Origin of the sequence: Clostridium caldaquaticum (assembly GCF_023806125.1) — a bacterium.
Taxonomy (GTDB): domain Bacteria; phylum Bacillota; class Clostridia; order Clostridiales; family Clostridiaceae; genus Clostridium_AT; species Clostridium_AT caldaquaticum.
This window is the reverse complement of sequence record NZ_JAMSKT010000025.1, coordinates 24,271-37,939: the sequence shown is the minus strand read 5'-3', so window position 1 is coordinate 37,939 and position 13,669 is coordinate 24,271. Positions and strand designations below refer to the sequence as shown.

Genomic DNA, 13,669 nt, shown 5'->3' with positions numbered 1-13,669 from the left:
CTATTTTGTATAGATCCTATAAGAGATCCTCTTTTTTTCGAACAAAAGGAATGGGTCTTATTTGTGTGCCTTCATTTATGGTTTTCATTTTCAAGTTATCACTCCAATACTTATTGCTAGTTAATTAAACCGTAGGCTTTAAGCTCATTTTTTAAAACTTCTAAATTTTCATTGCTCATATCACAAAGAGGAAGTCTTAGGGTGCCTACATTCATTCCCATAAGATTCATTGCTGTTTTTACTGGTATAGGATTAGTTTCAATGAACATGGCATCATTAAGTGCTAGCATATTTAATTGAAGCTTTAATGCTGCTTCATGATTTCCTTCTAAATATAGTTTGCACATATCATGCATATCCTTTGGAATGATATTTGCAATTACTGATATTACTCCTACTCCTCCAAGAGCCATAATAGGAATAGTTTGATCATCATTTCCAGAATATATATCAATCCTATCCCCACAAAGAGATTTAATCTTTGCAATTTGGCTTATGTTACCACTAGCTTCCTTTACAGCAACAATATTAGGGAACTTGCAGAGAGCTTTAATTGTTTTAGGTTCAAGATTCATGCCGGTTCTCGACGGTACATTATACATTACAATAGGAGTATTTACACTTTCAGCAATAGCTTTAAAGTGTTCGATAAGTCCTTTTTGCGTTGTTTTATTATAATAAGGAGTTATAACTAAAAGGCCGTCTACACCAATGCTTTCTGCCCACTTACTCAAGCCTACAGATGCAGCTGTATTGTTTGAGCCTGTACCTGCAATAACAGGTATTCTTTTATTTATAACATCCACTGTAAATTTGATTGTTTCTTTCTTTTCAGTTTCGCTCATAGTTGAAGCTTCACCAGTAGTTCCACACACAATAATAGCATCAGTGCCATTTTCAACATGCCAATTGAGCAGCTCTTCAAGCTTTTTAAAGTCAACTCCTCTTTCATTAAAAGGGGTAACTATAGCAACACCACAGCCTTTAAAAATACTCATATCGTATCTCCTCCTTCTTTATATAGATTAGTATGTTTTTTTAAAATTGTCATACTTAAGTTTATTTTCCTTCATTAATTATATACTCTGCAATTTGAATTGCATTTGATGCAGCACCTTTTCTTATGTTATCTGCAACAACCCATAGATTTAATCCATTATCTATACTGAAGTCTCTTCTAATTCTTCCCACATAAACTTCATCATGGCCTTCAGCATCTATAGGAGTCGGATAGATTAAGTTTTTTACATCATCCATTAATATTATACCCTTTGCGTTTTTGTAAAGCGAAAATATGTCTTCTATATTATATTCATTTTGTAATTCAATGTTGATACTTTCGCTGTGTCCATAATAAACTGGAACTCTAACTGTTGTGGCAGTAATTTTTAAATTATCATCATGCATAATTTTTTTTGTTTCATTTATCATCTTAAGCTCTTCCTTTGTATAGCCGTTTTCTGTAAAAACATCTATATGAGGAAGAATATTATTAGCAATAGGTCTAGGAAACTTTTTTGGAGCTTCTCCATTAAGTCCTTCCTTTAAATCATTAAAGCCTCCCATACCAGCTCCAGAAACTGCTTGATAAGTTGAGTAAATTATTCTTTTTATGCCATACTTATCGTATAAAGGTTTAAGTGCTACAACAGCTTGTATAGTAGAACAGTTAGGATTAGCAATAATACCTTTGTTCCATTTAATATCTTCAGGATTTACTTCAGGAACTACAAGAGGAACTTCAGGATCCATTCTCCAAGCACTGCTGTTATCTATTACTATAGCGTTATATTTTGCAAAAACAGGTGCATACTCAAGACTTGTATCTCCTCCAGCAGAGAATAAAGCAAAGTGAATAGTTTTATTTTTAATATTCTCTTCCTTTAATTCTTCTACTATAACATTTTCTCCTTTGAAAGGAATATAAGTACCTGCAGACCTTTTTGATGCAAAAAAGTAGACTTTGTCTACGGGGAAGTTCCTTTCCTCTAAAACTTGCACGAATTTTCTTCCTACCATACCAGTTGCTCCAACAACTGCAACATTATAATTCATTTTTACCCCTCCTAAGAAAAGACTATAATACATTATATAATTAATGTTAAAAAAATTATATACTTTTCTATGCTAAATTGTAAATCAAAATAATAAGAAAATTTTAAACTTGTGTAAATATATTAAAAAATTTAAAAAAATATTTGGTATATATTAATAAACCTGTAATTTATAATAAGATCATGAAATAAATAATAACAATTATAAAATAAACTAAAAACTCAATAAAATTCTACTAGAATTATTGCAGGATTTCTATTAATATATTTTTTAGATAATAATTATTAATATCAAATTTATTATATTTTTAAGCAAATCAGATTTATTTTAAGTATATAAAATTTCAGAATTTGCTTTAAAAATAAAGCTTAGATAAATCAACATTGACAAGCTAAACTTTATGTGATAGTATGATTTTCATGAATTATTGTAACAGTATGCAACTTCATGCAGGTAAACATTCATATAATTTTTTGTCGGTTTTTTAACATAATGCAAGAAAACTCATTTAATATGTAAGGAAGGGGAAAAAAATGATAAAGTATATTTTCAAAAGAATAATATCAAGTGTGGTAACTATATGGGTAGTTGTTACTGTAACCTTTTTTATGATGCATGCACTACCTGGAGATCCGTTTACTGGTGAAAAAAAATTACCACCACAAGTTAAGGCTAATATGGAAGAAAAATATGGATTAAATAAGCCTTTGTCACAACAATATGTTACCTATTTATCAAGACTTGTAAAAGGAGATTTAGGATTATCTATAATAAATCAAGGTAGAACAGTGAATGAAATAATTGCTTATTCTTTTCCGACTTCTGCAAAGCTTGGCGGTGTAGCAGTGTTGTTTTCTTTGATTCTTGGAATATTAATGGGAATAGTTGCTGCATTAAAGCAGGGTAAGTGGCAGGATAATTTGAGTATGGTTATTTCCACTATTGGAGTTACAGTTCCAAGCTTTGTTATGGCTACTTTGCTCATATATTTCTTTGCGGTAAAGCTTCAGTTACTGCCTGCTATAGGCTTCGACGGACCTAAAAATTATATACTGCCTGCAATTGCTTTAGGTGGTTCATCCATGGCTTTCATTGCCAGATTAGCTAGATCTAGTCTGCTTGAAGTTATTAGGCAGGATTATATAAGAGTTGCAAAAGCTAAAGGATTGTCAAAATTTCAAATTGTGTACAAGCATGCTTTAAGAAATTCATTAATTCCTATAGTTACTTATCTTGGTCCATTAGTTGCTGCAGTATTAACTGGAAGTTTTGTTGTGGAATCAATGTTTGGTATTCCTGGTCTTGGAAGAGAGTTTGTTGTTAGTATAGGAAATAGAGATTATACTGAAATACTAGGAGTTACGATTTTTTACGGTAGTTTCCTTGTAATATGTAATCTTATCGTTGATATACTGTATGTAGTTATTGATCCAAGAATTAAATTGGAGTCATAGGAGGAGTGTTTATGGAATTTTCAAAAGAATTATTTGAGAAAGTAGCAGAAAGTGAAAAAAATTCCGAAGAGATTGTACGTCCTAGTCTGACTTTTTGGCAGGATTCATGGAGAAGATTAAAAGAAAATAAGCTTGCTATTGCGGGTTTATTCTTTGTAATATTCATTACTTTGCTTGCAATTTTTGGACCTATGTTTTCAAAATTTGATTATAGTACTCAAGATTTCAGCGTAGCAAATCAGGGGCCAAGCAGTACTCATTGGTTTGGTACTGATAAATTTGGAAGAGATATATTCATAAGGGTTCTATATGGTGCAAGGATATCACTTACTGTAGGATATGCAGCTAGTGTATTAAATCTTATCATAGGTATTATTTATGGCGGAGTTTCTGGTTATTTTGGCGGCAGAATAGACAATATTATGATGAGAATTGTTGAGATACTGTATGCTATACCTATGACTATATATGTTATACTATTAATGGTTGTTTTTAAAAGCGGAGGACTTAAAAGTATAATAATAGCGCTTGCAGTTAGTTTCTGGGTAACTATGGCTAGAATAGTAAGAGGGCAAATTATGTCTTTGAAAGAACAGGAATTTGTATTGGCTGCAAGAACATTAGGAGCATCACCAATGCGAATTATATTTAGACATTTGATTCCAAATTCAATGGGACCTATAATAGTTACTCTGACATTGACTGTACCTCAAGCAATATTTACAGAGTCTTTTTTAAGTTTTATAGGTCTGGGTGTTAGTGCTCCACAAGCTTCATGGGGTACTTTGGCTTCAGAAGCATTGCAAACATTTCAGCTGTATCCTAATCAGATATTGTTTCCTTCACTGGCAATTTGCTTAACTATTTTGGCGTTTAATTTTCTAGGTGATGGTTTGAGAGATGCACTGGATCCAAAGATGAGAAAGTAGTGAGGAGGAGAATTATGAAAAAGGTACTCCAGGTAAGGAGTTTAAATACATCGTTTTATACACATGCTGGAGAAGTACAAGCTGTAAGAGATGTTTCTTTCGATTTAAACAAGGGGGAAGCACTAGGCATTGTTGGAGAATCTGGCAGCGGCAAAAGTATCACTATGATGTCTGTAATGGGACTTCTTTCTGAAAACGGAAAGATAAAAAAAGGAGAAATATTACTTGATGGAAAAGATTTAGTAAAGCTTCCTGAAAAAGATATGGAAAAAGTCAGAGGAAACGAAATAGGTATGATATTTCAGGATCCAATGACTTCCCTTAACCCTGTTTTTACTATTGGTGATCAATTGATGGAACCACTTATGAAGCATAGAAAACTGAATAAAAAGCAAGCTTTTGAAAAAGCGGTTGAAATGCTTAAGTTAGTAGGAATTCCGAGCCCTGAAAAAAGAATGAAGCAATACCCTCATGAATTTTCTGGTGGTATGAGACAAAGAGCAATGATAGCAATGGCACTTGTTTGTTCACCAAAAATATTAATTGCAGATGAACCTACAACGGCTTTAGATGTTACTATACAAGCACAAATTCTTGAACTCATGAAGGATCTTAAAGCTAAATTCGGTATGTCTATAATATTGATAACTCATGATTTAGGAGTAGTTGCAGACACATGTAACAGAATCAATGTAATGTATGGAGGTAAAATTGTTGAAACAGGCAGTTCAAAGGATATATTTTATAATCCAAAACACCCATACACTTGGGGATTGTTAAGAAGTATCCCAAATCCAAAGAATGATGTTAAAGAAAGGCTAAAGCCTATTCCAGGTACGCCTCCGGATTTATTAAAGCCTCCTGTAGGGTGTCCTTTCGCAGCTAGATGTGAATATGCAATGAATATATGTATGAAAAAAATGCCTGAGCAGTTTAAAATAAATGATGAACACTATTCAGCCTGTTGGTTAAATCATTCTTTAGCACCGAAGGTGACTCCAGACTTAGGAAGGGGGAATCAGAATGAGCAAACAAGCACCTCTGCTAGAGGTTAAAAATTTAAAGAAATATTTCCCTGTTAAAAAGGGATTGTTTGATAAACAAAAGTCTTTTGTAAAGGCTGTTGATGATGTTTCCTTTACAATAAATCGTGGAGAAACCTTAGGATTAGTAGGGGAAAGCGGATGTGGAAAAACTACCACAGGAAGAACAGTTATTAAATTATATGAACCTACTGACGGTTCAATAATATTTGATGGAGTGGATATCGCAAAGTTAAAACCAAAAGAAATGCTTCCTTATAGAAAAAAGATACAAATGATTTTTCAAGATCCTTATGCTTCATTGGATGGGAGAATGACAGTTGGTGATATAATTGGTGAAGCAATCGATATACACAAACTTATGAATGGAAAAGAGAGACTTGAAAGAATACATTATTTGCTAAACAGGGTTGGGCTAAACTCAGAGCATGCCAATAGATATCCTCATGAGTTTTCAGGAGGTCAGAGACAAAGAATTGGTATTGCAAGAGCCTTGGCAGTTCAACCAGATTTTATTGTGTGTGATGAACCTATATCAGCATTAGATGTTTCAATTCAGGCACAGGTTGTAAATATGCTTGAGGATCTTCAAGAGGATTTAGGTTTAACTTATTTGTTTATTGCTCACGATTTGTCAATGGTTAAGCATATTTCAAATAAAATAGGAGTTATGTATTTAGGGCATATGGTTGAAATAGGTGAAAGCAACGAACTATATAAAAATCCTATGCACCCTTATACTAAAGCCTTACTGTCAGCTATACCTGTACCAGATCCTGACATGTCAGCATCAAATAAGAGAATTGTTCTTGAAGGTGAGACGCCTTCACCAATTGATCCACCTAAAGGGTGCAGATTCAGGGCAAGATGTAAATATGCAAAGCCAATTTGCTCTGAAGTTACGCCAGTGCTTAAAGATTTTGGTAACGGACATGAGGTAGCCTGTCATCTCTATGAATAGATTAAATATGATTAATATATACTATATATAACGTTTATATTACTTGTTTTATTTCGTTATATTCAGTTTGAATCAATTAAGTTTTTATTAAATTCGAGATAATTAAGACAGCTTGCACCTTAATTATCTCGAATTTGATATATATAAAATACATAAAAATAAAATATAAAGGAGGGCTTTTATGCTAAAAAATAAGAAAAACAGAATAATTTCTCTTGTTTTAACAGTAGCTTTAGCAGGTTCCGTTATGGCAGGTTGTGCAAGCAAATCAAGTGAACCAGGAAAAGCTGGAGGAGCTGCAACTTCACAGCAGATTTTAAGGTATAATCTTGGAGCAGATCCAAAGACAATTGATCCAGGATTAAACAGTTCAGTTGAAGGTGGTACAGTAATTGTTAACGCTTTCGAAGGACTTACAAATATAGATTCTAAGGAGCAGGTTGTACCTGGAGCTGCAGAAAAATGGGATATATCACCAGATGGACTAAAGTATACTTTCTACATAAGAAAAGATGCTAAATGGTCAGATGGACAGCCTGTTAAAGCACAAGATTTTGAGTATGCGTGGAAGAGAGCACTTGATCCTGATGTTGCCTCAGAATATGCATATCAGCTTTATTATCTGAAGAATGGACAAAAATATAATGAAAAGAAAGCTAATAAGGATGAAGTTGGAGTAAAAGCTGTTAATGACACTACATTAGAAGTAACACTTGAAAATTCAACACCATATTTCTTATCCTTAACTGCATTCCCAACTTACATGCCATTAAGACAGGATATTGTTGAAAAAGACAAAGAAGGCTGGGCAACTAAAGGAGAAACATACATCGGTAATGGACCATTCAAAATGAAAGAATGGAGACCAAAGGATAAAATGGTATTTGAGAAGAATCCTAACTACTGGAATAAAGATAAAGTAAAACTTGAAACAATAGAATATACACTTATTGATCAGGAAACAAGCTACATGTCTGCATTTAATGCTGGTCAAATTGACTATATAGAATCACCACCAACAGAGCAGATACCTACTTTATTAGCAAATAAGACTGCTCAAGTATTCCCATACCTTGGTACATATTACTACAGCTTTAATATATCAAAAGATGCAGACAAAATTGATCCTGCTGTTGCTAAGGTATTAAAGGATGTTAGAGTAAGAAAAGCAATTTCTCTTGCTATTGACAGAGAAGCCTTAGTTAAAAACGTAACAAAGGGTGGTCAAAATCCTGCTACTAGCTTTGTTCCAAAGGGAATAGCAGAAGCAGCAGGAAAGGATTTTAAATCTAAAGATTATTATAAGTCTACAGCTGATGTAGAGACAGCTAAAAAGCTTCTTGCTGAAGCTGGATATCCAGACGGACAAGGTATACCAACTTTGGAAATTCTTTACAACAGTGGTCAAGGACATCAGGATATAGCTACTGCTGTTCAAGATATGTTAAAGAAAAATCTTGGAATAAATGTTACATTAAGAAATGTTGAAAGAAAAGTTCAGCTTGACGAAACATCAAATCATAAGTATCCTGCAATAGCAAGAAATGGATGGATTGCAGACTATGCTGATCCTATGACTTTCCTTGATATGTGGACTTCTACATCTGGAAATAATGTAGCAGGATACAATAATCCAGAATATGATAAGCTAATAGAACAGGCTAAGTCAGAATCTGATTCAGCAAAGAGAATGGCTTTAATGCATCAGGCAGAAGATATACTTATGAATGATATGCCTATAATTCCTTTGTATGAATATACTAATATTGCATGTATAAAACCTTATGTTAAGAATGTTCATAAGTCACCATTAGGAATGGTTTACTTCAATGAAACATATATAGAAAAATAGTTTATACAAAAAGACCCGTCAGGGTCTTTTTGCTTATGTATTTGTATATAATGTATAAAGATTCCCTTCTAAGTTAAAAATAGCAGATAAGATTAATTGGGAGGGGAATTTATATGGGTAAAACACCATTAAAAAAAGTAATAAAAGCAAAGTTAAAATCCAATAGAGAACTTACTGATATTGAAAAGCTGAGAGAAAAAATAAAATATGAAATTGCAGAAGAGTTAGGTTTAAGTGATAAAGTTGACAAATATGGGTGGAGTGGACTGACTGCAGAGGAGACAGGGAGAATAGGAGGTATAATGACGAAAAGGAAAAAGCAGCTAAACCTTCCTAAAAATAAAGAGATAATTTCAAACAATGGATATGTTGATTTTGAAGATATAACAAAATAATGTTGACTTATAAACAAAAAATATATAATATTAGCTTGGACATAAATGAGTTTGGAAGGGATGTAGCACTTAATGAGTCAATATAAAGACTTTGCGTCTATTTATGATCAATTGATAAATAGTGATATTGATTATAATGCCTGGGCTGATAAAATTTTAAATATATGCAGCAGCTTAAGCATAGAGAAAAGAGATTATCTTGATTTAGCCTGTGGTACTGGGAACATGACAGTGAACATAGCAAAACATTTCAAAAATACATGGGCTGTCGATCTGTCAAGTCAAATGCTTACAGAAGCAGAAAGCAAGTTTAGGGCTTCTAATTTGAAAGCAAAATTTGTATGTCAGGATATTTCATCTCTGAAGCTAAACTATAAATTTGACCTAATAACATGCTGCCTTGATTCAACAAACTATATTTTAAAAGAGGAAGATTTAAAGAATTACTTTAGAGGTGTATATAGTCATTTAAAAGAAGATGGAGTATTCATATTTGATATAAATTCGTATTATAAGCTGACAGAAATATTAGGTAATAATATTTTTACTTACGATAATGAGGACGTAACATATATATGGGAAAATTTTTTAGAAAATGATGTTGTGGAGATGAATCTGACCTTTTTTGTGAAAAGTGGAGAGTTATATAGAAGATTTGATGAAATGCACTGTGAAAGGGCGTATAAGGAACAATATCTAGAGGATTTTATAATAAAGGCTGGTTTTATTATAAAAGATAAGCTTAATAACTATGAAAATTGCAATATAAATGCTGCAAGTGAAAGAATAGTGTACGTGTTAACTAAAAGCAAGGAGGAAAAAAATGTCTGATAAATTAATAAGAGCAACTGCTCAAGATGGAAACATAAGAATATTTGGAGCAATAACTACTGATTTAGTCAATAAGGCGGTTAAAATACATAACTGTACAGCTACGGCTGCTGCAGCATTAGGAAGGATGTTAACAGCAGGCAGTTTAATGGGAGCTATGCTGAAGTCAGAAAATGAAACCTTGACAATTCAAATCGCCGGTGGAGGGGAAGCTAAAGGAGTAATAGTTACTGCTTATTCAAATGGTAAGGTTAAAGGTTACATTGGAAATCCTGAAGTGGATTTGCCTGCTAACAGCAAAGGAAAACTTGATGTAGGTGGAGCAATAGGTATAAACGGAAATCTATTAGTAATAAGGGATATGGGACTTAAAGAGCCTTATGTAGGTCAAGTTCCTATAACTACTGGAGAGATAGGAGATGACCTTGCTTATTACTTCACAGTTTCAGAGCAGACTCCTTCTGCTGTAGGACTTGGAGTACTTGTAGAGAAAGATTTAAGCATAAAAGCAGCTGGCGGGTTTATTATACAGATGATGCCAGGTGCTAGTGAGCTTATTGCTGATTTGATTACTTATAGACTTCAGGAAATACCTTCTATAACTGAACTGATACAAAGAGGAATGAGTATTGAGGAAATATTAGAATATATATTTGAAGATATGGGTTTAAATATTTTAGAAAGCATGGAGCCAAAATTTCAATGCGACTGTTCAAGAGAAAGAGTAGAAAAGGCACTTATAAGTATTGGAAGAAAAGATCTTGAAGAGATATATAAAGAAGGCAAAGAAGAAGAATTAAAATGTCATTTTTGTAATAAATCTTATATTTTTACAAATAGTGAGATAGGGAAGTTGTTAGAAGAGCTATAAATTTATATAAATAAAAATGGATCAATTGTACAAAAAAGCTATTGACAATTATAATTGGGCATTATATAATGTTAATTGTCTTGGGGGACAAAAGTGTGGGCGCATAGCTCAGCTGGGAGAGCATCTGCCTTACAAGCAGAGGGTCACAGGTTCGATCCCTGTTGTGCCCACCACATTGTGGCCCAGTGGCTCAGTTGGTTAGAGTGCCGGCCTGTCACGCCGGAGGTCGAGGGTTCGAGCCCCTTCTGGGTCGCCAAATTAAATTTAATATGGCCAGATAGCTCAGTCGGTAGAGCAGAGGACTGAAAATCCTCGTGTCCCTGGTTCGATTCCTGGTCTGGCCACCACATTATGCGGGAGTGACTCAATGGTAGAGTGTCACCTTGCCAAGGTGAAAGTTGCGGGTTCGAATCCCGTCTTCCGCTCCAATATGGCGCTATAGCCAAGTGGTAAGGCAGAGGTCTGCAAAACCTTTATTCCCCAGTTCAAATCTGGGTGGCGCCTCCAGATAGAAAGCTGTACGAAAGTACAGCTTTTGTTTTATAAAGTTATAACATAAATTAAAACAAGAGTGAGTATATTTTCATGTTTACTTACTCTTGTTTTTTATATTTATTCATCAATATACAAAAAATATGAATAAATATAAAAAAATACTTGCATATTTATAGATAAATATGTATAATTATAAATATAAATTTAGTACATGTTGGAAAGGGGAACTTTAATATGAAAGATAAAGTTATATTAGCATATTCAGGAGGATTAGATACTTCAATTATAGTAACATGGCTTAAGGAAAACTATGATGTAGAGGTTATAGCAGTTTGCGGAGATGTTGGTCAGGAAGATGACATGAATGAGATAAAAGAAAAGGCAATAATGACAGGGGCATCAAAGGTGTATGTAGAAGACTTGAAAGAGGAGTTTGTTACTGACTATTTATTTAAGGCTATAAAGTCAGGAGCCGTATATGAAGAAAAATATCTATTAGGAACATCATATGCAAGGCCTTTAATTGCAAAAAGATTAGTAGAAATTGCTCATAAAGAAGGAGCTAAATATATATGTCATGGCTGTACAGGAAAAGGAAATGACCAGGTGCGTTTTGAGGTAGGTATAGCTTCAATTGATCCTGAAATTAAGATTATAGCTCCTTGGAGAATATGGGATATAAAATCAAGGGAAGATGCTATTGACTATGCAGAGAAAAAAGGAATAAAAATAACTGTAACTAAGGAAAAAATATATTCTATGGATAGAAATCTTTGGCATGTTAGTCATGAAGGCGGAGACTTGGAGGAATTAACAAATGAACATAAAACAGATATGTATCTAATGGTAACTCCTCCAGAGAAGGCTAAGGATGAGCCTACCTATGTTGAAATTTATTTTGAGCAGGGAATTCCTAAGAAGGTTGATGGAAAAGAGCTTCCTCCAGTTGAGCTTGTTAAAACATTAAATAAAATTGCAGGTGAAAATGGAGTTGGAATTGCAGATATAGTTGAAAACAGACTTGTTGGTATGAAGTCAAGAGGTGTATACGAAACACCAGGCGGAACTTTACTATTAGCTGCACATCGTGAGATAGAGCAGGCTGTTTTAGATAAGCAGACCTACCACTACAAACAGCTTATAGCTCAAAAATATGCTGAACTTGTTTATGATGGAGTTTGGTTCAGTACTATAAGAGAAGCATTAGATGCTTTTATTGATAAGACTCAAGAACAAGTTACAGGAACAGTAAAAATGAAGCTTTATAAAGGAAATGTTATGCCGGCAGGAGTAGATACTCCTTATGCATTATATGATAAAGGAATATCTTCCTTTGGTGCTAGTGAATTATACAGTCATAAGGACTCTGCAGGATTTATCAATCTATTTGGTTTGCCATACAGAATTAAGGCAATGAAGGAGAAAAACATTAAGGAAGGTAAATAATATATGAAACTTTGGGGCGGAAGATTTAAAAATGAAGAAAGCAAGTTGATGGAAGACTTCAATAGCTCCTTAAGCTTTGATAAAAGGCTATATTTTCAGGATATTACAGGAAGCAAGGCTCATGTAAAAATGTTGGCTAGCTGTGGTATTTTAACAGAAGAAGAAAAGGAAAAAATCACAGAAGGGCTAAATACAATACTTAAGGAAATTGAAAGTGGCATACTTAAGCTTGAGGGAGACTATGAGGATATCCACAGCTTTGTTGAAACAAATCTTATTAAAAAAATAGGGAATGTTGGTAAGAAGCTTCATACAGGAAGAAGCAGAAATGACCAGGTAGCAGTGGATATGAGGCTTTATGCAAAAGAAAAGGCACTAGAGATTGTTAATAAAATGGAGGCTCTTCAGCAGGTGGTTTTCAAGCTTGCTGAGGAGAATCCAGCGATAATGCCAGGTTATACTCATCTTCAAAGAGCTCAGGTTGTTACCTTTAAACATCATATGATGGCTTATCACTCTATGTTTTCAAGAGATATAAAAAGGTTAGAAGATGCAGTAGATAGATTAAATGAAAATCCACTTGGCTGTGGTGCTCTTGCAGGAACTACTTATTCAATTGATAGAGAGATTACTACAAAGGAGCTTAATTTTAAAAAAACTGTAGATAATTATTTAGATGGAGTAAGTGACAGGGATTATATTATAGAACTTATATCCTGTTTTTCAATTTTAATGATGCATTTTAGCAGATTAAGCGAAGAATTAATATTATGGAGCAGTAAAGAGTTCGGATTTATTGAGATAGATGATCAATTTGCAACTGGAAGTAGTATTATGCCGCAAAAGAAAAACCCAGATGCAGCAGAGCTTATAAGAGGAAAAACTGGCAGAGTATATGGTGCTTTAACATCAATATTGACAACTATGAAGAGTCTTCCACTTGCTTACAATAAGGATATGCAGGAAGATAAGGAGCCTTTCTTTGATGCTTCAGATACTGTATTAAAGTGTATCAGCATTTTAATAGAAATGCTTGGAACCTTAAAGGTAAAAAAAGAAACTATGCTTAAAGCTGTAAAAAAAGGTTTTTTAAACGCTACAGAAGCTGCAGATTATCTTGTTAATAAGGGAATGCCTTTTAGAGATGCTCATGGAGTAATAGGAAGTATTGTTCTTTATTGTGAAGAAGAAGGTTGTTCTATAGAAGATTTATCCGTAGAAAAGTTAAAAGAATTCAGCAGCTTATTTGAAGAAGATATTTATGACTTTATTGATTATGAAAATTCTCTAAAAAAAGGAATAAAAAAGCTGATGCTATAAGTATAGAAGGAGGGGGC

Annotated in this window: 12 protein-coding genes and 5 tRNA genes; 15 read left to right on the top strand and 2 right to left on the bottom strand. The window is 33.6% G+C overall.

Translation table 11 applies throughout. The features are described 5' to 3' along the window. Nucleotides 1-116 precede the first annotated feature (116 nt). Both dapA and M2651_RS13415 read right to left on the bottom strand, forming a co-directional pair. Nucleotides 117-998 carry a 4-hydroxy-tetrahydrodipicolinate synthase gene (dapA, locus tag M2651_RS13420; protein WP_252132846.1) on the bottom strand — a complete coding sequence of 294 codons (882 nt, stop codon included), beginning with the start codon at nt 996-998 and terminating at the stop codon, nt 117-119. A gap of 61 nt (nt 999-1,059) precedes the next feature. Continuing rightward, nucleotides 1,060-2,055, bottom strand: coding sequence for an aspartate-semialdehyde dehydrogenase (locus M2651_RS13415; protein ID WP_252132845.1), 996 nt, complete (start codon nt 2,053-2,055; stop codon nt 1,060-1,062). Nucleotides 2,056-2,588: 533 nt separating this feature from the next. Here M2651_RS13415 and M2651_RS13410 point away from each other — a divergent pair. The 15 genes from M2651_RS13410 to argH all read left to right on the top strand — a co-directional run bounded on the left by M2651_RS13410 (nt 2,589) and on the right by argH (nt 13,652). Beyond that, nucleotides 2,589-3,509, top strand: coding sequence for an ABC transporter permease (locus tag M2651_RS13410; RefSeq protein WP_252132844.1), 921 nt, complete (start codon nt 2,589-2,591; stop codon nt 3,507-3,509). An 11-nt stretch (nt 3,510-3,520) separates the two neighbouring features. Continuing rightward, nucleotides 3,521-4,438 carry an ABC transporter permease gene (locus tag M2651_RS13405; protein WP_252132843.1) on the top strand — a complete coding sequence of 306 codons (918 nt, stop codon included), beginning with the start codon at nt 3,521-3,523 and terminating at the stop codon, nt 4,436-4,438. Nucleotides 4,439-4,452: 14 nt separating this feature from the next. Continuing rightward, a complete protein-coding gene (locus M2651_RS13400) occupies nt 4,453-5,493 on the top strand; it encodes an ABC transporter ATP-binding protein (RefSeq protein WP_252132842.1) in 1,041 nt (346 codons plus the stop codon). Then, nucleotides 5,462-6,442, top strand: a complete 981-nt coding sequence (locus tag M2651_RS13395; protein ID WP_252132841.1) for an ABC transporter ATP-binding protein — start codon at nt 5,462-5,464, stop codon at nt 6,440-6,442. The genes M2651_RS13400 and M2651_RS13395 overlap by 32 nt, the downstream gene beginning before the upstream one ends. A 181-nt stretch (nt 6,443-6,623) precedes the next feature. Next, the gene (locus M2651_RS13390; RefSeq protein WP_252132840.1) at nt 6,624-8,294 is read left to right on the top strand and encodes a peptide ABC transporter substrate-binding protein; all 1,671 of its coding nucleotides are present in this window, start codon (nt 6,624-6,626) and stop codon (nt 8,292-8,294) included. A 113-nt stretch (nt 8,295-8,407) separates the two neighbouring features. Then, the gene (locus M2651_RS13385; protein ID WP_252132839.1) at nt 8,408-8,689 is read left to right on the top strand and encodes an alpha/beta-type small acid-soluble spore protein; all 282 of its coding nucleotides are present in this window, start codon (nt 8,408-8,410) and stop codon (nt 8,687-8,689) included. A gap of 72 nt (nt 8,690-8,761) precedes the next feature. Next, nucleotides 8,762-9,520 carry a class I SAM-dependent DNA methyltransferase gene (locus M2651_RS13380; RefSeq protein WP_252132838.1) on the top strand — a complete coding sequence of 253 codons (759 nt, stop codon included), beginning with the start codon at nt 8,762-8,764 and terminating at the stop codon, nt 9,518-9,520. Next, nucleotides 9,513-10,391, top strand: coding sequence for an Hsp33 family molecular chaperone HslO (hslO, locus tag M2651_RS13375; protein ID WP_252132837.1), 879 nt, complete (start codon nt 9,513-9,515; stop codon nt 10,389-10,391). Before M2651_RS13380 ends, hslO begins: the two co-directional genes overlap by 8 nt. Before the next feature lie 97 nt (nt 10,392-10,488). Further along, nucleotides 10,489-10,564 (top strand) — tRNA-Val (locus tag M2651_RS13370). A 6-nt stretch (nt 10,565-10,570) separates the two neighbouring features. Next, nucleotides 10,571-10,647: transfer RNA gene (locus tag M2651_RS13365), tRNA-Asp, on the top strand. 15 nt (nt 10,648-10,662) lie between these two features. Then, nucleotides 10,663-10,738: transfer RNA gene (locus M2651_RS13360), tRNA-Phe, on the top strand. A 6-nt stretch (nt 10,739-10,744) separates the two neighbouring features. Then, nucleotides 10,745-10,819: transfer RNA gene (locus M2651_RS13355), tRNA-Gly, on the top strand. Between the two features lie 4 nt (nt 10,820-10,823). Continuing rightward, nucleotides 10,824-10,898 (top strand) — tRNA-Cys (locus M2651_RS13350). Between the two features lie 222 nt (nt 10,899-11,120). After that, on the top strand, nt 11,121-12,332 hold the full coding sequence (locus M2651_RS13345; RefSeq protein WP_252132836.1) for an argininosuccinate synthase: 1,212 nt from the start codon (nt 11,121-11,123) through the stop codon (nt 12,330-12,332). Nucleotides 12,333-12,335: 3 nt separating this feature from the next. Next, complete coding sequence (argH, locus tag M2651_RS13340; protein WP_252132835.1) at nt 12,336-13,652, top strand: argininosuccinate lyase; 1,317 nt, start codon at nt 12,336-12,338, stop codon at nt 13,650-13,652. The last annotated feature ends 17 nt before the right edge of the window (nt 13,653-13,669 follow it).